Origin of the sequence: Rubrivirga sp. SAORIC476, from assembly GCF_002283555.1 — a bacterium.
In the GTDB taxonomy this organism is placed as follows: domain Bacteria; phylum Bacteroidota; class Rhodothermia; order Rhodothermales; family Rubricoccaceae; genus Rubrivirga.
On record NZ_MVOI01000006.1, the window covers coordinates 56,746 to 79,329 of the forward strand.

At 72.4% G+C, this 22,584-nt stretch carries 18 protein-coding genes and 1 tRNA gene; 18 read left to right on the forward strand and 1 reads right to left on the reverse strand.

Going from position 1 to position 22,584, the window contains the following annotated elements; genetic code table 11:
- The first annotated feature begins 2 nt into the window (after positions 1–2).
- The 12 genes from B1759_RS11710 (at position 3) to B1759_RS11755 (ending at position 11,788) form a co-directional block, all read left to right on the forward strand.
- The gene (locus B1759_RS11710) at positions 3–1,610 is read left to right on the forward strand and encodes a 2-isopropylmalate synthase (protein ID WP_095515265.1); all 1,608 of its coding nucleotides are present in this window, start codon (positions 3–5) and stop codon (positions 1,608–1,610) included.
- A 90-nt stretch (positions 1,611–1,700) separates the two neighbouring features.
- Complete coding sequence (ilvD, locus tag B1759_RS11715) at positions 1,701–3,434, forward strand: dihydroxy-acid dehydratase (RefSeq protein WP_095515266.1); 1,734 nt, start codon at positions 1,701–1,703, stop codon at positions 3,432–3,434.
- A gap of 73 nt (positions 3,435–3,507) precedes the next feature.
- Entirely contained in the window at positions 3,508–5,301 is a 1,794-nt protein-coding gene (gene ilvB / locus B1759_RS11720; RefSeq protein WP_095515267.1) for a biosynthetic-type acetolactate synthase large subunit, read from the forward strand.
- Between the two features lie 5 nt (positions 5,302–5,306).
- A complete protein-coding gene (gene ilvN / locus B1759_RS11725) occupies positions 5,307–5,882 on the forward strand; it encodes an acetolactate synthase small subunit (protein WP_143537366.1) in 576 nt (191 codons plus the stop codon).
- Between the two features lie 103 nt (positions 5,883–5,985).
- Positions 5,986–7,023 (forward strand): ketol-acid reductoisomerase, encoded by a 1,038-nt coding sequence (ilvC, locus tag B1759_RS11730; protein ID WP_095515269.1) that lies wholly within the window; start codon positions 5,986–5,988, stop codon positions 7,021–7,023.
- A gap of 81 nt (positions 7,024–7,104) precedes the next feature.
- Positions 7,105–8,400, forward strand: coding sequence for an aconitase/3-isopropylmalate dehydratase large subunit family protein (locus tag B1759_RS11735; RefSeq protein ID WP_095515270.1), 1,296 nt, complete (start codon positions 7,105–7,107; stop codon positions 8,398–8,400).
- A 43-nt stretch (positions 8,401–8,443) separates the two neighbouring features.
- Positions 8,444–9,007: a 3-isopropylmalate dehydratase gene (locus B1759_RS11740; RefSeq protein ID WP_095515271.1), complete on the forward strand. Its 564-nt coding sequence runs from the start codon at positions 8,444–8,446 to the stop codon at positions 9,005–9,007.
- A 224-nt stretch (positions 9,008–9,231) separates the two neighbouring features.
- The gene (locus tag B1759_RS20365) at positions 9,232–9,366 is read left to right on the forward strand and encodes a hypothetical protein (RefSeq protein WP_255380509.1); all 135 of its coding nucleotides are present in this window, start codon (positions 9,232–9,234) and stop codon (positions 9,364–9,366) included.
- Positions 9,367–9,497: 131 nt separating this feature from the next.
- On the forward strand, positions 9,498–9,644 hold the full coding sequence (locus B1759_RS19720) for a hypothetical protein (RefSeq protein ID WP_158225228.1): 147 nt from the start codon (positions 9,498–9,500) through the stop codon (positions 9,642–9,644).
- 92 nt (positions 9,645–9,736) lie between these two features.
- On the forward strand, positions 9,737–10,132 hold the full coding sequence (locus B1759_RS11745; protein ID WP_095515272.1) for a hypothetical protein: 396 nt from the start codon (positions 9,737–9,739) through the stop codon (positions 10,130–10,132).
- Between the two features lie 26 nt (positions 10,133–10,158).
- A complete protein-coding gene (gene rpe / locus B1759_RS11750; protein WP_095515273.1) occupies positions 10,159–10,824 on the forward strand; it encodes a ribulose-phosphate 3-epimerase in 666 nt (221 codons plus the stop codon).
- 58 nt (positions 10,825–10,882) lie between these two features.
- Positions 10,883–11,788, forward strand: a complete 906-nt coding sequence (locus B1759_RS11755) for a hypothetical protein (protein ID WP_143537367.1) — start codon at positions 10,883–10,885, stop codon at positions 11,786–11,788.
- A gap of 9 nt (positions 11,789–11,797) precedes the next feature.
- Here the strand turns inward: B1759_RS11755 and rtcR are convergent, their stop codons facing one another.
- Positions 11,798–13,411 (reverse strand): RNA repair transcriptional activator RtcR, encoded by a 1,614-nt coding sequence (rtcR, locus tag B1759_RS11760; RefSeq protein ID WP_095515275.1) that lies wholly within the window; start codon positions 13,409–13,411, stop codon positions 11,798–11,800.
- Between the two features lie 347 nt (positions 13,412–13,758).
- On the opposite strand from rtcR, the gene B1759_RS11765 reads away from it, so the two are divergent.
- The 6 genes from B1759_RS11765 to priA all read left to right on the forward strand — a co-directional run bounded on the left by B1759_RS11765 (position 13,759) and on the right by priA (position 22,567).
- Entirely contained in the window at positions 13,759–15,339 is a 1,581-nt protein-coding gene (locus tag B1759_RS11765) for a TROVE domain-containing protein (protein ID WP_095515276.1), read from the forward strand.
- 963 nt (positions 15,340–16,302) lie between these two features.
- Positions 16,303–16,446, forward strand: a tRNA-OTHER gene (locus B1759_RS19725).
- 97 nt (positions 16,447–16,543) lie between these two features.
- The gene (locus B1759_RS11770) at positions 16,544–18,031 is read left to right on the forward strand and encodes an RtcB family protein (protein WP_095515277.1); all 1,488 of its coding nucleotides are present in this window, start codon (positions 16,544–16,546) and stop codon (positions 18,029–18,031) included.
- Between the two features lie 335 nt (positions 18,032–18,366).
- Entirely contained in the window at positions 18,367–19,392 is a 1,026-nt protein-coding gene (locus tag B1759_RS11775) for an RNA 3'-terminal phosphate cyclase (RefSeq protein ID WP_158225229.1), read from the forward strand.
- Between the two features lie 82 nt (positions 19,393–19,474).
- Positions 19,475–20,017: a transposase gene (locus B1759_RS11780; RefSeq protein ID WP_095515975.1), complete on the forward strand. Its 543-nt coding sequence runs from the start codon at positions 19,475–19,477 to the stop codon at positions 20,015–20,017.
- 84 nt (positions 20,018–20,101) lie between these two features.
- Positions 20,102–22,567 carry a primosomal protein N' gene (gene priA, locus B1759_RS11785; RefSeq protein ID WP_095515279.1) on the forward strand — a complete coding sequence of 822 codons (2,466 nt, stop codon included), beginning with the start codon at positions 20,102–20,104 and terminating at the stop codon, positions 22,565–22,567.
- Positions 22,568–22,584: the final 17 nt, after the last annotated feature.

The window sequence follows — 22,584 nt, forward strand, 5'->3', positions numbered from 1 at the left end:
CGATGTCCACCCCCACCGACCGGGTCGTCCTGTTCGATACCACCCTGCGCGACGGCGAGCAGTCGCCCGGCGCCGCGATGACGCTCGCGGCCAAGCTCCGCGTTGCGCGGATCCTCGCCGCGATGGGCGTGGACGTGATCGAGGCGGGCTTCCCGGTGTCCTCGCCGCAGCAGGCCGACGCCGTCAGCGCCATCGTCGAGATGCTCGGGGGCACCGGGCCGGTCGTCTGCGCACTCGCGCGGGCCCACGAGAACGACATCCGCGCGGCCATCGAGGCGCTCGGCAGCGGCCCGAACACGCGCCTGCACACCTTCATCGCGACGAGCGACATCCACATCGCGGCCAAGTTCAGCGCGCCGCGCTTCGGGACCACCGACGCCGAGCGGCGGGCCAGCGTCCTCCGCATGGCCACCGAGGCGGTGCAGCAGGCCCGGGCCCACACGCCCGACGTCGAGTTCAGCGCCGAGGACGCCGGGCGCACCGACCACGGCTTCCTCTGCGAGGTCGTCTCGGCCGCCGTCGAGGCCGGCGCCACGACCATCAACATCCCGGACACGACCGGCTACTGCACGCCGTCCGACTACGCCGCCCTCTTCCGTGCCGTCGCCGACTGCTGCGACCTGACCGGCGTGAGGCTGTCCACCCACTGCCACGACGACCTCGGGCTGGCGGTCGCCAACACGCTCGCGGGCGTCGAGGCGGGGGCGCGGCAGGTCGAGGTGACCATCAACGGCATCGGCGAGCGGGCGGGCAACGCGCCCCTGGAGGAGGTCGCGATGGCGCTCCGCGTCCGGGCCGACCACTACGGCGTCTCGCACGGGCTGGACGCGACCCTGCTCGGCGAGGCCAGCCGCCTGGTCTCGGTGGTGACCGGCTTCGCGCCGCCGCCCAACAAGGCCATCGTCGGGGCGAACGCGTTCGCCCACGAGGCCGGCATCCACCAGCACGGCGTGCTGAAGGACCGCGCGACGTACGAGATCATGCGCGCCGAGGATGTCGGCGCCGACGCGCAGGGCATCCGCCTCGGGCGCCACTCGGGCCGCCACGGCCTGTTCGCCCGCCTCGACCGGATGGGCGTGGAGGTCCCCGCCGCGGACCGGGAGACGGTCTACGACCGCTTCGTGACGCTGGCCGACCAGAAGCGCGAGGTCTACGACGCCGACCTGCTCCGCATCGTCGACCCCGCGGCCGACGTGCCCGCGAGCGGGTTCGCGCTCGTCAGCCTGAGCGTCTCGACGGGGACCGGCGAGCGCCCCCACGCCGAGGTCACGCTGCTCGACGCCGCCACCGGCGACCTGCGCGTCGAGACGGCCACCGGCGACGGTCCGGTGGATGCGATCTACCGTGCCCTCGACGGCGCTGCGGGCCGCCCTCACCGCCTGGAGACGTACTCCATCCGCGCGCTCACGCAGGCCGCCGACGCCCAGGGCGAGGCCCTCGTCGTGGTCTCGGACGGCCCCGCGATGGCGCAGGGCAAGTCGACCGGCACCGACATTCTCCGGGCCTCCGCCGAGGCCTACGTGGCCGCCCTCAACGGCCTCGACGAGGACAACCACCGCGAAGGCGAGGTCGTCGCCGACGGCATCATGGCGTCGTTCGACGCCGCCTAGAGGGATGGAGGGATACGGGATGCGGCGTGCGCAGAACGCCCATTCCGAGCCCCGCATCCCTCTCTCCTCCCTCCATCCCGCATCCCTCCCATGAGAAGCGACACCGTCAAAGCCGGATTCGAGCGCGCGCCGCACCGGAGCCTCCTCCGGGCGACCGGCCAGATCGAGTCCGACGCGGACTTCGACAAGCCGTTCATCGGCGTCTGCAACTCGTACATCGACCTGATCCCGGGGCACGTCCACCTGCAGTCGTTCGGCAAGGTGGTCAAGCACGCCGTCCGCGCGGCGGGCGGGGTCCCGTTCGAGTTCAACACGATCGGCGTGGACGACGGGATCGCGATGGGTCACCTCGGGATGCGCTACTCGCTGCCCTCGCGCGAGCTCATCGCCGACTCGGTCGAGACGGTCGCCGAGGCGCACTGCCTGGACGGGCTCGTCTGCATCCCCAACTGCGACAAGATCGTGCCGGGCATGCTGATGGGCGCCCTGCGCATCAACATCCCGGTCGTGTTCGTGTCCGGCGGGCCGATGGCGGCGGGGCGGCTCCCCAACGGCGAGGCCATCGACCTGTCGACGGTGTTCGAGGGGGTCGGCCGTCACCAGACGGGCGAGATCGACGACGCGCAGCTGCTCCAGATCGAGTCGCTCGCGTGCCCGACCTGCGGCTCCTGCTCGGGCATGTTCACGGCCAACTCGATGAACTGCCTGGCCGAGGTGCTCGGGCTGGCGCTGCCCTACAACGGCTCGATCCTGGCCACCGACCCGCGCCGCCGCGAACTGGCGCGGACCGCCGCCCGCCGCGTCGTGGAGCTGGTCGGCGAGGGCCTCAAGCCCCGCGACATCGTGACCGCCGACGCCCTCGACGACGCCTTCGCGCTCGACATGGCGATGGGCGGCTCGACCAACACGGTGCTCCACCTGCTGGCGCTGGCCCGCGAGGCCGAGGTGCCGTACGATCTCCGCCGCATCGCCCAGGTCTCCGCGCGGACGCCCTACCTGTGCAAGGTGTCGCCGTCGGTGCCGGACGTCCACATGGAGGACGTCGAGGCCGCGGGCGGCGTCCCGGCGCTGCTCAAGGAACTCGACGCCGTCGGGCGCCTCCACCCTGACCGCCCGACGGTCGCCGGGCCGCTGCGCGACACCATCGCGGCGGCCGAGAACAAGAACCCGGCGATCATCCGTCCGGCCGAGAAGGCGTTTCGCGCGACCGGCGGCCTGTCGGTGCTGTTCGGCAACCTGGCGCCCGAGGGCGCCATCGTCAAGAGCGGCGCGGTCAAAGAGGAGATGCTGACGTTCGAGGGCCCCGCGAGGATCTTCGAGTCGCAGGAGGAGGCCATCGACGGCATCCTGGGCGGCGAGGTCCAGAAGGGCGAGGTGGTCGTGATCCGCACCGAGGGCCCGAAGGGCGGGCCGGGGATGCCGGAGATGCTCGGCCCCACCTCGGCGCTCGTGGGCATGGGGCTGGACGCGTCGGTGGCGATGATCACCGACGGGCGGTTCTCGGGCGCGACCCGCGGGCTCGCCATCGGCCATGCCTCGCCCGAGGCGGCGTCGGGTGGCCCCATCGGCGCCGTCGAGCCCGGCGACCGCATCCGCATCGACGTGCTGGCGGGCACGATGGACCTGCTCGTGGACGAGGCCGAGATCGCGCGTCGCCTCGCGGCGAAGCCCGCCTTCGTGCCCAAGATCCGGTCCGGCTGGCTCGGCCGGTACGCCCACTTCGTGACCAGCGCCTCCGACGGCGCCATCCTCCGCCTCCCCGAGGCCGCCGTGCCCGCCTCGGGCGACGGCGCGACGGTGTCGGTCCAGCCCCTCGCCTCCTGATGGTTCCGGCGGGCCGCCCATCCGGCTGCCCGTCGCCGCTTCACCCTCCGCTGGCGTGCCTGCCAGCCTCCCCATGTCCACCGCAACCCTACCCAAGCCGGCCCACCGCGCCACGCCGACGCCCGCCACGGCGCCCGCGGCCGAGGCGCCCGTCCTGACCGGCGCCGACATCTTCGTCAAGAGCCTCGAGGCCGAGGGCGTCGAGTTCGTGTTCGGCCACCCCGGCGGCGCCATCATCAAGATCTACGACGCGCTGGCCCGCATCCAGCCGTCGTTCGAGCACATCCTGGTCCGCCACGAGCAGGCCGGGGCGCACGCCGCGGAGGGCTACGCCAAGGCGACCGGCAAGGTCGGCACCGTCCTCGTGACCTCCGGGCCGGGCGCCACCAACACGGTCACCGGCATCGCCGACGCCATGCTGGACTCAGTCCCGATCGTCGTGTTCACCGGCCAGGTCTCGGTCCCCCTGATCGGCGGCGACGCCTTCCAGGAGGTCGACACGATGGGCGTGACGCGGTCGGTCACCAAGCACAGCTTCCAGGTGCGCTCGGCGGCCGACCTCGCGCCGACCATCAAGGCGGCCTACCACATTGCGCGGACGGGCCGCCCGGGTCCGGTCGTGGTGGACCTCCCCAAAGACATCCTCGTGGAGGAGGCGCCGTTCGAGTACCCCGAGTCGGTCCACCTGCGCGGATACGCCGTGCCGACGGCCGGCCTGCCGGAGAAGATCGAGCGCGCGGCAGGCATGATCCGCGGCGCCGAGCGCCCGTTGCTCTACGTCGGCGGCGGGACGATCTCGTCGAACGCGACCGAGGCGCTGACCGACCTCGCGCGCCACACCCGCATCCCGGTCACGACGACGCTCCACGGCCTGGGCGCCTTCCCCGAGACCGACGAGCTTGCGCTCGGCATGCTGGGCATGCACGGGACGTACTGGGCCAACATGGCCGTCCAGAACTGCGACCTGCTGATCGCCGTCGGCGCGCGCTTCGACGACCGCGTGACGGGCCAGCTCGAGGCGTGGGCCCCCCACGCCGAGGTGATCCACATCGAGATCGACCCGTCGTGCGTCTCGAAGAACGTCTACGCCGACTGCGCCATCCTGGGCGACGTGGGGACGGTGCTCGGCCAGATCGCGCCGCTGCTGGAGCCCAAGGACACGGCCTCCTGGCTCGCGACCATCGACGCGTGGCGCCAGCAGGCGGAGCCCGAGATGCGGACGCCCCCGGGCGACCCGGACGGGCCGCTCGGCGCCGTCGAGGCGATCCGCAAGCTAGGCGCGAAGGCGGGCGACACGGGCGTGCTCACCACCGACGTCGGCCAGCACCAGATGTGGTCGGCCCAGCACTTCGGCTTCGGCCGCACGCGGAGCCACATCACGTCGGGCGGTCTCGGCACGATGGGCTTCGGCTTCCCGGCCGCCATCGGCGCGGCCTTCGGCCTGCGCGGCACCGACGCCGTCGTGGTCTCCATCAACGGCGACGGCGGCTTCCTGATGAACATGCAGGAGCTGGGCGTGGCGAGGGCGCACGGGCTGCCCATCAAGGTGGCCATCATCAACAACAGCCGCCTCGGGATGGTGCGCCAGTGGCAGGAGCTGTTCCACGCCGAGCGCTACAGCCACACCGACCTCTCGGACACCAACCCGGACTTCGTGGCGCTCGCCGAGGCCTTCGGGTGCGCGGCCTTCCGCGCGTCGACGCCCGCCGAGGCCGACGCGGCCATCGAGGCGGCCTGGGCCGTCACGGACCGCCCGGCGCTGATCGAGTTCGTCGTCCCCCACCAGGAGATGGTCTTCCCCATGGTCCCGGCCGGCGCGGCGACCGACAACATGATCCTGCGCCGGTGGCCCGGCGAGGACGCCTGATCCCCATGACCACGTTCACCCAGCAGCAGCTCCTGCGCAAGCGCGCCAACGGCGAGACCGTCCTCCACGACGCGCCCGAGGACCCGCAGACGCACGTCCTCTCGATCCTGATCGAGAACCATGCCGGCGCGCTCAACCGCGTCGTCAACCTGTTCTCGGCGCGCAACCTGAACCTCGACAGCGTCTCCGTCGGCACGACCGAGGACCCGACCACGTCGCGGCTGACCGTCGTCACGACGGGCACGCGGCGGCAGGTCCGCCAGGCGGTCCGCCTGGTGCGCCAGCTGCTCGACGTGCTGGCGCTCGACGAGTTCGTGCCTGGCGAGCCGGTCGTCGAGCGCGAGCTGTGCCTCGCCAAGCTGGCCGCGACAGCCGCCGAGCGCTCCGGCCTGCTGGAGCTCGTCCGCGGCCTGGGCGCCAGCGTCGTCCATGCCGACCGCGAGGCGGTGACGGTCGAGGTGACCGGCACGGCCTCCGAGGTCGACGCCTTCATCGAGGTCGTCAGCGAGCACGGCCTCCTCGAGGTCGCCCGCTCGGGTCGCCTCGTCCTCCATCGACAGCGGCACCTGTCGCTCCCCTGACCGTCGCCGCCTCGGCCCCGAGACGGACCGACACGAGGGCGCGCCACCGGCGCCCCTGCGGGTGCCCTCCCGTCCCCTGATCCTGTACCCCCGACTCTCTAACATGACCGTCCACTACGAGGCCGACCCGGCCGTCATCCGCTCCAAGACCGTCGCCGTGATCGGCTACGGCAGTCAGGGCCACGCCCACTCCCTCAACCTCCGCGACAGCGGCGTCGACGTGGTCGTCGGGCTCCGCGAGGGCTCGGCGTCGGCCGACGAGGCGCGGGCGGCCGGGCTGGAGGTCGTCTCCCCGGCCGAGGCCGCCGAGCGTGGCGACGTGATCATGCTGCTCGTGCCCGACCAGCACCACAAGGCCGTCTACGAGGGCTCGATCAAAGAGCACCTGACGCCCGGCAAGGCGCTGGCCGTGGGCCACGGCTTCTCGGTCCACTACGACCAGGTCGCGCCGCCCGAGGGCGTCGACGTGTTTCTGGTCGCGCCGAAGTCGCCGGGCCACCTGGTGCGGCGCGTCTACACCGAGGGCGGCGGCGTGCCGTGCCTCGTCGCCATCCACCAGGATGCGACCGGCGGCGCGCTCGACCTGGCGCTGAGCTACGCCGACGCCATCGGCGGCACGCACGCGGGCGTCATCGAGACGACGTTCAAGGACGAGACCGAGACCGACCTCTTCGGCGAGCAGGCGGTCCTGTGCGGTGGCTCGGAGGCGCTCATCAAGGCGGGCTTCGAGACCCTCGTCGAGGCGGGCTACCCGGCTGAGCTGGCCTACTTCGAGTGCCTCCACGAGCTCAAGCTGATCGTCGACCTCTACTACGAGGGCGGCCTAGAGCGGATGAACTACTCCGTCTCGGACACGGCCGAGTACGGCGGCCACGCCATCGGCAACCGCGTCATCACGGACGCTGTGAAGGGCGAGATGAAGAAGGTCCTGGGTGAGATCCAGTCGGGCGCCTTCGCCCGCGAGTTCATCGCCGACCAGGCCGACGGCGGCACCAAGCTGGCCGAGATGCGGGCCGCCTCCGAGGCGCACCCCATCGAGACCATCGGCAAGAAGCTCCGCGGCATGATGGGCTGGCTCAAGCCGAAGGCGAACTCCGGCGACGGCGCCACCGAGGCCGCCACCCCCACCGTGACGGCGTAACCTGACGACCGCCCTTTTGCGTGTCGCGTGTGCTTCCGCACGAGCGCCCGCCACGCAGCACGTACCACGCCACGAGGCCCCATGACCATCACCGAAGCCATCCTCGCCCAGCACGCCGGGCGGGACCGCGTGAGCCCGGGCGAGACCGTCTGGATCGACGTCGACACCCTCATGACGCACGATGTCTGCGGGCCGCCGACCATCGAGATCTTCCAGCGCGAGTTCGGCCGCGACGCCAAGGTGTGGGACAAGGAGGGACTGGCGATCATCCCCGATCACTACATCTTTACGGCGGACCAGCACGCGCACCGCAACATCCAGATCCTGCGCGCCTTCGCCGCCGAGCAGGACCTGCCGCACTACTACGACGTGGGCGGCGACCGCTACAAGGGCGTCTGCCACATGGCGCTGGCGGAAGAAGGCTTCAACCGGCCCGGCACGACGCTCTTCGGCACCGACAGCCACACCTGCACGTCGGGCGCCTTCGGGCTGTTCTCGACCGGCATCGGCAACACCGACGCGGCGCTCATCATGGGGACGGGCAAGATCTGGGTCAAGGTGCCCGAGTCGATGCGGTTCGTGTTCGAGGGCGAGCTGCCGCCCTACCTGATGGCCAAGGACCTGATCCTGGCCGTCATCGGTGACATCGGGACGGACGGCGCGACGTACCGAGCGATGGAGTTCGATGGGCAGGCCGTCTACGACCTCTCGGTCGAGGAGCGGATGACGCTCTGCAACATGGCCATCGAGGCGGGCGGCAAGAACGGCATCATCCAGCCGGACGCCAAGACGATGGACTACACGCGCGCCCGGACGGACCGCGCCTTCTCGCCGGTCTACACCTCGCCGGACGCCCGTTTCCACTCCGAGCGCGTCTACGACGTGAGCACGATGGAGCCGCTCGTCGCCAAGCCGCACGCGCCGGACAACAAGGCGCCCGTCTCCGAGGTCGCCGGAACGAAACTCGACCGCGCCTACATCGGGTCCTGCACCGGCGGCAAGCTGGAGGACTTCGTGGCCGCGGCCAAAATCCTGAAGGGCCAGGAGGTCAAGGTGGACACGTACGTCGTCCCGGCCACGACCGACGTCCGAAAGGCGCTGTGGACGAAGGAGGTCGACGGCGAGACGCTGGCAAGCATCTTCGAGGCGGCCGGCGCCAAGATCGGCCTCTCGTCCTGCGCCGCCTGCCTCGGCGGCCCCGTCGACACGTTCGGCCGGACGCACGGCGACGAGGTCGTGATCTCGACGACCAACCGCAACTACCCCGGCCGGATGGGCTCCAAGCAGTCGGCCGTCTACCTCGCCTCGGCGCTCACGACGGCCGCCTCGGCGCTGTCCGGCGTCATCACCGATCCCCGCGACGTGCTCGTCGCCTGACACCGCCCGCCTCGGCGGCGCGCCCGAGGCGGACACCCCGACCATGAACGACTTCATCCGCGGCAAGGCCTACGTGCTCGGCGACCACGTCGACACGGACCAGATCATCCCGGCCCAGCACCTCGTCTACAGCCTCACCGACCCCGAGGAGCGGAAGCTCTACGGCACCTACGCGCTCTCGTCGGTGCCGCCGGAGCAAGCGGGCCTGCCGGAGGGGAACGTCCCGTTCGTGGCCGAGGGCGAACACCGGAGCGAGTACGCCGTGATCGTGGGTGGCGGAAACTTTGGCTGCGGCTCCAGCCGCGAGCACGCGCCGTTCGCGCTCCGCGAGGCGGGCATCGAGGCGGTCGTGGCGGAGAGCTACGCGCGCATCTTCTACCGCAACGCCGTCGACGGCGGCTTCCTGGCGCCGTTCGAGTCGCCGGAGGCCCTGAACGACAAGGTCCGCACCGGCGACGAGGTGGAGTTGGACACGAAGGCGGGCACGTTCACGAATGTGACGACCGGCGAGAGCTGGGCGCTCCAGCCGCTCGGCGACGTAGCAGCCATCCTGGAGGCGGGCGGCGTGTTCGAGTACGCCCGTCAGCAGGGCCTCATCCCAGCCTGACCGGGCCCTGAAGCGCGATTCGGTGGAGACCCCGTGCGGCCTCTGTAGAGGGCGTGCGTGGGGGAGACAGAGGCGGCGAGAAGGCGCGGTGGGCCGTGTAGGACGGAAGCGGTTCGGGAAGCGCTTCGCTGTTAAGCGGTTGTGAGGCAAGCGCTTCCGGAAGCGAAGGGGGCCAACGGAAGGAGGGGCGAGTCGTTGGAGAGACATCCCAACCCCGCACCCCGATGACCACCCGTCTCCGCTTCCCGGCCCTCTTCGATTTCTTCGTCCACCCGCCGATGCAGGACCGTCCCGTCCGCGTCGCGCTGGCGACGGGCCTCGCTGCCGTCGTGGCCGTCGTTGGCATCCTCGCGGTGTAGCGTCGCGGCCCTCCGCTCGGCCTGTGGAGGAGACGCAGACGCGCCGTGAATCCGCCGCGCGTCGGTCGGTTCGTGTGCAACGAGCCGGGACGAGCGCGTTCATGTCTCCCACCGACATCGATCCCACCCTGATGCTTCGTCTTCCTCTGCTCGCGGGCCTCGGCGCGGCTGCCCACCGTTGGCAGGCCTCGTTCTGGGGCGCCTCCGCCACGCGCGTCCGCACGACGCCGTGGCACATGGACACGCTCCGCCGCACGGCGCCTCGCCGCGTGGGCTGAGCCCTCCCGCCTCGGGGACGCCGAGGCCGGAATCACGCCGTCCGCACCCGGGCGGGGCCTAGCTTTCTGGGCCCCGCCCGTTTTCGTTTCCGATGCCCGCTCCCCTCCCTGGCGACCTCGCCCGCCTGACCCGTTTCGTCGCCACAGGGGCGGTCGTGGCGACCGTGCTCGTCGTGTTCCTGACGGCGGGCGAGCGGCCGTGGCAGTCCGTCGCCGCGGTCGTGATGATCGCGCTGCTGCCGTACGTCGCGTTCGTGGCGCTGGCGCGGTGGGTGTCGGGCGTGTTCGAGGCCGAGGCGGTCGTGTTCGGCGGCCTTGTGCTGGCCATGTTCTTCGCCGTCGGGCTGTACGCGATGGCGTACTGGATCGCGCCGGGGCCGCGGAGCGGCTCGGTGGCACTGGCGGTGCCGCTCTTCCAGTCGGTCGGCGTGGCGTTGGCGGGCGCGGGCGGGGCGTTCTTCCGGTGGCGCGCCCGCGCGCCTCGGTAGCTTCGCCGGACGCCCTCGCTGAGCCCATGATCCTCGCCCCCTCCGTCCTCGCCGCCGACTTCGGCCGCCTCGCCGCTCACGCCCGCGAGGCCCTCGACGCCGGGGCCGACTGGCTCCACATCGATGTGATGGACGGCCACTTCGTGCCCAACATCTCGTTCGGCGCCCCGGTCATGCGCGGCCTCAAGACGCTCGTCGAGGAGACGAACACGCCGTTCGACGTCCACCTGATGATTGAGGAGCCGGACCGCTACCTGGAAGACTTCGCGGCGGTGGGCGCAGACCTCATCACGGTCCACGAAGAAGCCTGCCCACACCTCCACCGGACAGTCCAGGCCATCCACGCGCTCGGCTGCCGAGCGGGCGTCGCCGTCAACCCGGCGACGCCGTTGGTCACGCTTGAGGAGATCGCGCCCGACCTCGACCTCGTGCTCATCATGTCGGTCAACCCCGGCTTCGGGGGGCAGGCGTTCATCGAGGGCTCGGTCGGCAAGGTGCGGCGGTGCCGCCAGCTGCTCGCCGGGAGCGGCAGCCGGGCGCTGATCGAGGTCGACGGCGGCGTCACGCCGGCCAACGTCCGCAGCCTCACCGAGGCGGGGGCGGACGTGATCGTGGCGGGCAGCGCGGTCTTTCGCGGCGACGTGGCAGACAACGTCGCGGCCTTCCGCGAGGCCACCGTGACGCGAGCGTAGGCACCGGCGGCTGGGTGTGTGCGTAGACCCGACCCGGAGACCCCACCACACCATGTCGATGATCCCGCCTGCGGGGCGCCTGCTCCTCCTCCCGCTTCTCGTTCTCGCCGCCTGCGCCGCTCCGCCCGACCTCGGCACTCCGCCCGAGGCGGACGCACCCGCCGCCACCCACGGCCTCGACGCGGACGAACTCGCCGCCCTCCGCGGCCTCGGCTTTCCCGTCCTCATCCCGGACGACGTGGGCGACTTCGTACTCGACGGCTTCGAGGCCGAGACCGACGGGGCCTACGGCAGCTACACGCTCGACTACCGCCGCGCCGATGGCGCCTGCTTCGAGCTGACCGGCACCAATGAGGGGCTGGGCGGCCCCGAGTGGCCGCTCGTCTCTGCCCCGGTCCGCATCGCGTCGGTCGGCGTCACGACGCGCGTCTACGAGGCCGCCGACGACCCCGGCGCGACGAGCGCGCAGGTCTGGGGATTGGGCACGGTCGTGTCGGACATCATCATGCTGGACGGGACGGGCATCCTGTTCATCAGCGACACGGACGGCGGGTGCCGCCCGCTGCCGTTCGAGGAGGGCGTGGCGCTGGTCGGCGGCCTCCAGCCGCTGCCCACAGGCCCCGTGCGCGCACCGTCGACCGGCGGCGACCTCGGGGTGTTCGCGCCCGCCGAGGATCTGATGGACACGATGAACGCAGGCTCCTCGCCCCGCGTCGCCGCCGAGGCCTTGGCCGACCGCCTCGACGCGGCCGAGGTCCAGGTCGAGATCCTGTCCGAGACCTCGTACGAGGCCGTGGCCCTGGTGACGGCGCTCCGCCTCCGCGACGACTCGGTCCGCGACGAGCGGCTCCGTCTGACCTACGCGCCCTACGGCGACACCTGGGAGCTGGTCGCCGCCGGGCGGCAGGTCCGCTGCCAGCCCCGCCGCGGCGTGCAGGACTGGCACGACGGGCTCTGCCGGTAGAGAGGAGGCTCAGTCCCCCCGCACGTCGTCCCAGCTCAGGTCGAACGTCGCGAGGTACTTCCGCAGGCGGTCGGCGTCGTTGACGCGCTTGCGGCGCTTGCGCGACTCGGCGAAGAGCGTCCGGCCGGCGTCGGAGAGCGACCGCGACTGGCGGCACACGCGGACCACGTCGGCTAGCTGGACGCAGACGAAGCGGTCGAGTCCGGCCACCGCCTCGGTATCCAGGACCTCGGCCAGGAGGGCGTCGTCCTCGGTGCGGTCGGCCCCGCGCCAGTGGCGGCGGAGACGGCCCGCCTCGGCGTCGACCGTCTCCTCGGTGATGCGGCCGCCGGGCGCGAGTGTCGCCATGCGGGTCACGGCGGCGTTGAGGTCGCGGAAGTTGGCCGTCCACGCCGCCTCGGGCGAGAGCGCGAAGCGGAGGAAGCGGGCGCGGGCGGGCGACGAGAAGCGAACCTGCCGACCGTTCTCCCGCTCGAACCGCGCCAGTTCGTAGTCCAGGTTCGGCTCGATGTCCTCCCGGCGGTCGGCCAGGCCGGGCAGCTCGTAGGTCCACAGGTCGATGCGCGCGAGCAGGTCGTCGCGGAACGTGCCCGCCGAGACGGCCTCGCGCAGGTCGCGGTTGGTGCCCGCGATCAGCTGGAAGTCGCTCCGGGCGTCGCTGTCGGCGCCGATGGGGAGGAACGCCTTCTCCTCCAGCGCCCGGAGCAGCATGGCCTGCTCGTCGAGCCCCAGTTCGCCGATCTCGTCCAGGAACAGGATCCCGCCGTCGGCCGCGCGCAGCAGGCCGGGCCGGGCGGCGACGGCGCCCGTGAACGCGCCCTTGACGTGTCCGAACAACGCCGAGGCCGCGGCGTCGCCACGGAGCGTGGCGCAGTTGATCTCGACGAACGGCCCCGCCAGCTGGGCGCGCGCCTTGCGCAGCTCGTAGATGCGCCGCGCGAGGCGGCTCTTGCCCGCGCCGGTCGGCCCGTTGAGCAGGATCGGCGCGCGCGAGTTGAGGGCCACTCGCTCCACCTCGTCGATGAGCGCGTTGAAGGCGCCGTTGCGCGTCTCGATGCCCGACTTCAGGAACTGCCGCGTGTCCTCGTGCCGCTGCGCCTCGCGTGACGCGATCCGGTCGTAGGTCGACAGGTCGAGGTCGATGATGCGGTGCGTGCCGACGGGGTCGCGCGGGTCCCCCTTCCGCCTCGGGCGCTTGGCGGGTGCGGTCTGCACGAGCCGCCCCGGCAGGTAGCGCGCCTCGGTGAGCAGGAAGAGGCAAATCTGGACCACGTGCGTGCCCGTCGACAGGTGGACGAGGTAGTCCTCGGCCTCGGGGTCGAACGGGTAGTCGGCGACCACGTCGTGGAGCGTGGCGTAGACCTCCTCGAAGTCCCACGGGTCGGCCAGCGGGACCCGGTGCAGGCGCACCTCGGTCTCGGGCGCGACCATCTGGATGTCCTGGGCGACCAACTCGGCGAGGGCCTGGACCGGCGGCTGGTAGATCAGCTCGTAGCGGTCGAGGAGCAGGTCAGGCTGCTGCGCGAGGGCGACGCTGGGCCGCCAGCGGTTCCAGCGCGCGGCCTCGTCCGGGCCGCCCCGGTCGAGCGTGGAGCCGACGAGGCCGAAGGCGACGGTGGGCATGGAAACGGGCTGGGTGAGGAGATCCGCCTCGGGGCCGAGGCGGGTGGGGTTGAACGAGAGGACGCTTCCGTCCCGAACGCGGCTCCTCCCTCAGCGGGGGAGGCCGAGAGGGGCGAGTCGCGCATTGGGGGCACCACGAAGCGAGCTCGACGCAGCTCCATCTGACGCGCGAGAATGATAAACCACGCGCGAGGTGTCGACGCAGCCGGGGCGTCGACAAACGTCCCCGTTCGTCCCAATGCACGATTCCTGACTGGGAGGGGCGATTTTCTTCCGCCATCACGATCTGGCACGGTGCTTTCAATGACGGTGAGCGTCCCCGACGACTTCACCAGCCGGGGAATGCCATGAACACCACGCTCTTCCAGACGCTGCGCGGCTTGCTGACGCCGCCCGCTGACGCCCGCAACCACGAAGCCGCCCCGGCCTATGCACTGTCGCCCCGCGCGGCGCTCGCCCAGCTGGCCGCCACCGGCTGCCTCACGCCGACGTTCTACGCGTCGGCCGAGACGCAGCTCGACGAGGTGCTCGCGCTGGCCGCCCAGGTCGACGTCGAGTACGTCGCCCGGGTCGCCGTCGCGGCGCGGGAGCAGGGCTACATGAAGGACATGCCCGCCTTGCTGGCCGCCCACCTGGCGACCCGCGACACGGCCCTTCTGGAGCGCGTCTTCCCCCGCGTCATCGACTCGGGCCGGATGCTGCGGACGTTCGTCCAGATCCTGCGCTCCGGCGCGGTCGGGCGGAAGTCGCTCGGCTCGGCGCCCAAGCGGATGGTCCGGGACTGGCTCGCCGGTCGATCGGACGCGTCGCTCTTCCGGGCGTCGGTCGGCACCACGCCGTCGCTGGCGGATATCGTCAAGATGGTCCACCCGCGGCCGACGACGGACGCCCGTCGCGCGCTCTACGGCTACCTGATCGGTCGCGACCACGTGGCCGACGACCTGCCGGAGATCGTCCGGGCGTACGAGGCGACCAAGGCCGACCCGGCCCGGGCCGCCGCCGACGGCACCATCCCGGACGTTCCGTTCCAGATGCTCGCCTCGCTGCCCTTCGACCCCGCGACGGAGCGGGCCGTCTGGGCCGAGATCGCGCGGACGGCACCCTGGCACGCCACCCGGATGAACCTCAACGCCTTCGCGCGGCACGGCGCCTTCGCCGAGCCCGGCGTGGCCGAGACGGTCGCGATGCGGCTGGCCGACCCGGAGTCCGTCCGGCGCGCGCGCGCCTTCCCGTACCAGCTCTTCATGGCCTACCGCCAGGTCTCCGCCGACGTGCCCCACGTCGTGAAGGAGGCGCTGCAGGACGCCATGGAGGTCGCCATCGGGAACGTGCCGAGCCTCGGCGGCCGCGTCGTCGTCTGCCCGGACGTGTCCGGGTCGATGTTGTCGCCGGTCACCGGCTACCGGCGCGGCGCGACCTCGGCGGTGCGGTGCATCGACGTGGCGGCGCTCGTCGCGGCCTCCGTGCTGCGGACCAACCCGTCTGCCCGCGTGCTGCCCTTCGAGACCCGCGTCGTGGACGTGGCGCTGAACGGCCGGGACTCCGTCCTGACGAACGCCGCCAAGCTGGCCGCCGTCGGGGGCGGCGGGACCGACTGCTCGGCCCCGCTGGCCCGGCTCAACGCCGAGACCGCCGAGGTCGACCTCGTCTTCCTGGTCTCCGACAACGAGTCCTGGGTCGACGCGGGCAACCCGCGCTACGGAACGGGCACCATGCGCGAGTGGAACCGGCTGAAGGCCCGCAACCCGGGCGCCAAGCTGGTCTGCCTCGACATGCAGCCGCACCGGACGGTCCAGGCCGCGCCCCGCGCGGACGTGCTCCACGTCGGCGGCTTCTCGGACCGCGTGTTCGAGGTCGTGGCGGCCTTCGCCGCCGGGACGCTCGGCGCCGACCACTGGGTCGGCCAGATCGAGGCGATCTCGATCTGACGCCCGACGATTCCGTGGCCCCCTCCTCGTGTGCAGGAGGAGGGGGCCGACCCGAACGCCTCGTCCCCCGCGCCGCCTCGGTCTCCTCCCGGACCCACCCGGCGCTCCCGACTCCTTCCACAGACTGCCCGAGGCGGAATGCCGCCGTGGACTCCATGCTCGCTCGCATGACCACCCGTCCCCGCCCTCCTCGTCCGCTTCCCTCATTTCCCATCTTCCCATGACCTGATCCCACGGCCCGGCGGAATGCCGCGGCGGACTCCATCGACTGTGAATCGGTGGCCGGCAACGGCTACGTCCCCGCACGCCTCGTCCGCCTCGGGCCGCCTCTCGGCGGAGAATGCCTGCGTGACTCCATGGCAAAGCGCTTCGGCGCGACGGGTTCGAGCCCCGGCCCCGCCCCGCGGGGAGGTCACGCATCCCCTCGTCTTCGCCCCCTTCCGCGGTGAATGCCGACGCTGACTACATGGTCAAGGCGCTCCGGCGCTACGGGTTCGAGTCCCGCTCCGCCTCGGCGGAGATGTCACGTCCCTCCTCGTCACCGCCCTCTTCGATCGCCAGCGGCGAATACCGACCGGACTCCACGTTAGAGCGCCACCCTCGGGTGGAGGTCGCGGGTTCAACTCCCGCCCGCCCCTCGGGGCGAGTAGCTCAGTCCCTCGTCCGGTCATCCCTCGTCGCCGCGCGGGCGGTCCTCCTCGTCGAGCACGTCTTCGGGCGAATGCCGACGGGACTCCATGCACCCAAGAGGTCGCGGGTTCGATTCCCGCCTGCGCCCCGGCGCAGTAGCTCAGTGGTAGAGCACTCGGCTCCGTCCCGTCACTCCCTCGTCGCCCGTCGGGCTCGACACGCTTCGCCGCGCGAGCGGCACGATCTCCGAGCACGCCTCCGGGCGAATGCCGGTGGGACTCCATGCCTACGGAGCCGAAGGTCGCCGGTTCGAATCCGGCCATCCCGACTCATCGGGATGTAGCTCAGCGGACAGAGCGTCGTTGGTCCCGCCATCCCCTCGTCGCCCTCCGGGGTGCTCGGCCCTGTTCCGCGCTGGCGAATGCCGGTGAGACTCCATGACGTGCGTCTTCGCGGGTTCGAATCCCGCCGTCTCTTCGGGGACGTGGCAGAGTGGTCAAATGCGTGACACGTCTCGCTGCCTCCTCGTCGTCCTCGCGGATATCCGTTTCCTCCCTCCACGATTCCCCCTCCCATGTCCACGCCCACGCTCATCCCCACCGGCGACGCGACCGCGATCCTGCCCGCGCGGGACGAGCGGCTCACGCCCATCACCGTCATCGGCAACGAGGCCATCCGCGACGTCTTCGAGGCCGGCTGCCTCACCCAGGCCCAGAACGCCCGCGAGGTGCCCGGCGTCACGTCGGTCGTCCTCAACCCGGACGCCCACTTCGGCTACGGCGCGCCGGTCGGCTGCGCGATGGCCTCGCCGACGCACGTCTACCCCGGCCCCGTCGGCGTGGACATCAAGTGCTCGATGAGCCTGCTCCGGCTCGACCTCCCGGCCGAGGCCGTGGACGACAAGCGGACGCGCCGGGCGCTCATCGACGCCATCCAGGCGCGCACGCCGACGGGCGCGGGGCGCAACCAGCGCTCCGTCCCCAAGGGCCGCACGATCGATCCGGTCAGTGGCTGGGAGGCCGTCACGCGCGGCGCGACGCCGTCCGTGCTGGACGCCTTCGGCGTTCCGGCCCACTGGGCGACGCGGTGCGAGGACGCCGTGCACGTCGGCCACGACGGGACGGGCGACGCGCTCATGACGCGCCTCACCGAGCTCCAGGAGACCGGCGCGTTCCCGCACGTCGACGCCAAGCTGCGCCAGTTCGGGACGTACGGCGGCGGCAACCACTTCGCCGAGTGCGAAGCGGTGTCGGTCGAGGACGCGGCCACGGCCGACGCCTTCGGGCTGGTCGACGGCGGCGTGGCATTCCTGTCGCACTGCGGCTCGCGCGGGTTCGGCTACACGCTGGCTCAGCTCGGCTTCCGAATGCTGGAGGACCACTTCGCGCGCTGGAGCACGCCGTTCCCGGCGGGCGACAAGAACCTCGTCTACGCGCCGCTCGGCTCGCCCGAGGCGGATGCGTACCTCGACTACATGGCGCTCGGCGCCAACTTCGCCACGCTCAACCACCTGCTCATCAACGCGCTCGTGCTGGAGGCCTTCCAGGAGGTGATCCCGGGCTCGACCGGCGACCTCGTCTACTTCATCTCGCACAACATCGCGCGGGAGGAGGAGGTCGGCGGGCAGACGCAGTGGGTCCACCGCAAGGGGGCCACACGCGCCTTCCCGGCCGGTCACCCCGGCCTGGCCGGAACGCCGTTCGCGGACGTGGGCCACCCGATCCTGCTCCCCGGCAACCCCCAGGCCGGGAGCGCGGTGATGGTGGCCGAGCCCGGCGCGGAGCAGTCGCTGTACTCCGTCAACCACGGCGCGGGCCGCCAGATGGGCCGCCGCCACGCCAAGCGGACGCTCGACCAGAAGCGGGTGGACGCGTCGTTCGACGCCGCCGACATCCTGACCAACTGCCGCCGCTACCCGATCGACGAGGCGCCCGCCGCCTACAAGGACTTCGACGAGGTCCTGGCGTCGGTCGAGACGGCCGGGTTGGCGCGGCCCGTCGCCCGCCTCCGGGCGCGGTTCGTGGTCAAGGACGGCGACACCGAGTACCGCGGCGCCGCCTGATGCTCTTCGTCGCACCCCGCCCGCCTCGGTGACCGTGCCGAGGCGGGCGGGGACAGATGTTCAGATCCCCGGTCCGAGGCGTATCCTCGGTCGTCGCACTCCGCAGTCTCTCGTGCTCTCCGCTCAGCGCTATTCCATCTGGCCGACCGCCGCCCTCCCGATGCTCCCCGAGCTGTCGGCGAATGGCGATGTCCGCCCCTTTGGTACGAGCTGCGCGAGCACCGGCTAGACGACCGGCCCGATCGCGCGACAGAACACGCGCGATCCGATCCCCGCCACGCCCCGGCGACTCGCGCGTTCGAGTCCCCGGGGCGTGGCCGTTTCTGCCCGGTCCGATGCTCCGCACGGCTGCTGTTCACGTCCCCTCGCACGCGCCCGTCGACGTCGGCGCGGCGTTCCTGCCCACGCTGCTGGCCGCCTCGGTGGCGACCGGCCAGTCGGTGCGCCTCGATGGGTTCCGGGCCGAGGCCGCGCGCCCGGGCCTGCTGCGTCCTGACCTCGCTGTCGTCCGCGCCGCGGCCGCCGTGTGTGGGGCCGAGGTCGAGGGCGACACCGTCGGCTCGACGGCGCTGACGTTCCGGCCGGGCGCTGTCCGGTCGGGTGAGATCCGCGTCGCTGTCGGCGCGGGCGGGAGCGCCGTGCGCGTGATCGAGGCCGTCCTGCCCGCGTTGCTCGTCGCCGACGGCCCCAGCCGGCTGGTGGTCGACGGCGCCACGTTCTCGGTCGCGTCACTCGGCGCCGAGGCGCTCCGTCAGTCGGTCGCCCCGGTCTTGTGCCGGATGGGCGCGGACGTGCGGGTGACCGTCGAGCGGGTCGGCTTCGCGCCCGTCGGCGGCGGCCGGGTGGTGGTCGAGATCCGGCCGGGTGCGCTGTCAGCAATCGGCCTGGAGACGCGCGGCCCCGAGGTGGGACGGCGGGTCCGGGCCGTCGTGTCCGGACTCCCGGTTCGCGTCGCGCGGCGGACGCTGGCCGCGGCGGCGGACGCGCTCGCCGGGTCGTCGTTCGTCGTCGCCCTCGACGCGGTCGAGGCCTCCGGTCCCGGCATCGCGCTCGTGGCCGAGGTCGTGACGACCGACGGCGTGGCGGTGCAGAGCGCGATCGGCGCCCCCGGCGTGGCGTCGACGGAGGTCGCGGCCCGCCTCGCGCGGCGCGTGCGGGCGGTCCTCGCGAGCGACGCGCCGGTCGTGCCCGAGGCGGTGCCCGCGCTCGTCGTCCCGCTGGCGCTGGCCGGCGGCGGTGCGCTGCGGACGTGCGGCCTGGGCACACGCGCTCGGCTCGCCGTCGAGGCCGTCCGCCAGGCCGGGATTGCGGTCCGCGTGCTGGACGAGCCCGGTGGTGCGGTCCGCGTCCTCGTTGGCTGACCCCGGCCGCCTCGGTGGCTCCCCCGACGGAGTCGCCGAGGCGGGCGAGGTGGTGTCTCCGTGGTTGCGGGTCTATGAGGCCATGCGCCGCCATCGCCGCTCGGTTCGCCTGAGGGCCCACGACTACCGGGCTGGGCTCTACTTCGTCACGGTCTGCACGCACGGCCGCCAGCGGCTCTTCGGGGACGTTGTGGATGGGGAGGTGGTGCTGTCGGTCGCGGGACGGATCGCGCGGGTTCGGACGGCGGAGGTGCGGCCGAGCGTGGTTCTGGATGCGTTCGTGGTGATGCCGGACCACGTGCACCTGTTGTTCGGGGTCGTGCCGGACGACACGCCCCGGGCCGATGACGGGTCATCGCGTAGGGGCGTATTGCAATACGCCCCTACCGACGGGGCACCGCGGTCTTTCCAGTCGCCTTCAGGATCGGTCGGTGCCGTCGTTCGCGGGTACAAGGGTGCTGTCACGAATGCGATCAAGAGGCTCTGGCAGGCACCCGATGCGCGCGTCTGGCAGCGCAGCTTCCACGACCGCGTCGTCCGCACCGGCCGGGAGGCCGACGCCATCCGCCGCTACATCGCCGACAACCCCGCCCGCTGGGACCCCGACGCCGGCCGCGCCGACTGACACCGCGCCTGACTGGCTCGGCCGGGTGGTCCGCAGAGTCCCCGAGGTGGGCGGGGACGGTCCCGGCCCTCGGTAGCTTGCAGGATGCCCGCGCTCGCCCACGTCGTCCCGCTCACCCCCGTTGACGGCGTCTACACGTACCGCGTGCCGGAGGCGATGGCCGACGAGGCCGTGCCCGGTGCCCGCGTGCTCGTCCCATTCGGGCGGCGCCAGATCACCGGCGTCGTCGCCGAGCGGGTCGAGGGCAGTGACGACAAGCTGAAGCCGCTCCACGACGTGCTCGACGCGCGGCCTGCGCTCACGTCCGAGTTGCTGGGCCTCACGAAGTGGGTCGCCGACTACTACCTGTGCGCGTGGGGCGAGGCCGTCAAGGCGGCGCTGCCGAGCGGCACCGGCGTCGAGAGCCACCGCGTCGCCCACGCCCTCGCCCCGGCCGACGCCTGGCCGGACGACCCGCGCGGGCGCAAGCTCCTCCGTGCCCTCGCCGAGGCCAACGGCACCGGCCTCCCCGTCGCCGCGCTGGCCGACGTGCTCGGGCGCAAGTCGGTCCCCCAGAACCTGCTCCGGCGAATGGAGGCGGCTGGTGTGTTGCGCATCGACCACGAGGTGCAGGACGCCGCCGTGACGGCCAAGACCGCCCGTCACCTCCGCCTCGGCGACGGCGCAGAGGGGGCTGCGCTGCGCGGCGCCAAGCAGCGCGCCCTCCTCGACCACCTCACCGAGGCGGGTGAGGTCGTGCTCCAGGCCGAGGCGCTCGCGGCGACCGGCGCCACCAGCAGTACGGTCAAGGGGCTGGTCGAGCGAGGGCTCGTGGAGGCGTTCGACGCCGAGGTCGAGCGCCGAGCGGACGGCATGGACGCGGAGGCGGTCGCCCCGGCGGAGGCGCTGGACCTGCACCCGGCGCAGACAGCCGCGCTGGCGGCCATCGTCAGCGCCATCGAGGCGGACCGTGCGGAGACGTTCCTCCTGCACGGCGTCACGGGCTCGGGCAAGACGGAGGTCTACCTCCGCGCCCTCCGCGCCACGCTGGACCGGGGGGAGACGGCCATCGTGCTCGTCCCCGAGATCGCGCTGACGCCGCAGACGGTCCGCCGCTTCCGCGCCCACTTCGGCGACCGCGTGGCGGTCCTGCACAGCCGCATGAGCCCGGGCGAGCGGCTCGACGCGTGGACGCGCATCCGCGACGGCGTCTACCCCATCGTCATCGGCCCGCGCTCGGCCGTCTTCGCGCCGCTGGAGAACCTCGGGTTGATCGTGGTCGACGAGGAGCACGAGTCGAGCTACAAGCAGTTCGACCCGGCGCCGCGCTACCACGCCCGCGACGTGGCGGTCATGCGGGCCCACCGCGCGGGCGCCGTCTGCGTGCTCGGCTCGGCGACCCCGTCGATGGAGTCCGTCGCCAACGCCAACGCGGGCAAGTACACGCGCCTGGAGATGCCCGAGCGCGTGCCCGTCCGCGGCCCCGACGGGACCACCCGGGCGCCCGCGCCGCTGCCGCCGGTCCGCGTCCTCGACCTCGCGCGCGAGAAGAAGGTGCGCCGCCTCAAAGGTGCGCTGTCGCACGAGCTCCGCCTCGCCATCGCCGACCGGCTGGCGAAGGGCGAGCAGACGATCCTGCTCCAGAACCGCCGCGGCTACGCGCCGGTCCTGACCTGCGAGGACTGCGGGTGGACCCCGACGTGCCGCGACTGCGCCGTCTCGCTGACGGTCCACAAGACGGGCCGGAACCTCCGCTGTCACTACTGCGGACGCGCCGAGCGCATCCCCCGCCCCTGCCCCGAGTGCGGCTCCGACGACCTCCGCCAGCTCGGCGCGGGCACGCAGCGCGTCGAAGAGGAGATCGCCGAGGTCTTCCCTGCGGCTCGCGTCCTGCGGATGGACCTCGACACGACCTCACGGAAGGGCGCCCACCGCCGCATTCTGGACGCCTTCGGCCGGGGCGACGCCGACATCCTGCTCGGCACGCAGATGGTCGCGAAGGGGCTCGATTTCCCGCGCGTCACGCTCGTCGGCGTCGTCGAGGCGGACACGGGGATGCTGCTGCCCGACTTTCGCGCCGCCGAGCGGACGTTCCAGCTGCTCGCGCAGGTCGCGGGCCGCGCCGGGCGCCACGAGCTGGAGGGCGAGGTGCTGATCCAGACGCGCAACCCGGAGCACCCGGCCCTCCAGTTCGCCCTCCGGCACGACTTCCACGGCTTCGCCCTCGGCGAGCTGGCCGAGCGCCTCGCCCTCGGCTACCCGCCCTACGGCCGCCTGATCGGGGTCGAGTTGAAAGGCCCACACGAGGGGTCGACGCGCCAGCTCGCCGGGCGCTGGGGCGACGCACTCGTCACCGAGGCGGGCAAGGTCGCCGGGGTCGAGGTTCTCGGCCCGGTCCCCGCGCTCATCGGGCGCGTCAAGCGGTGGTGGCGGTTCCAGATCCTCGTCAAGACGCCCCGCACCCTGCCCGCCTCGGTGCTCGCGTCGATGGTGCGGGCGGCCGAGGCGCGTGTCTCACTTCCTTCCGGCCACCGGGTCAATCTCGACGTGGACCCGGTGGGGCTGTACTGAGGACGGTTCGAACGTGG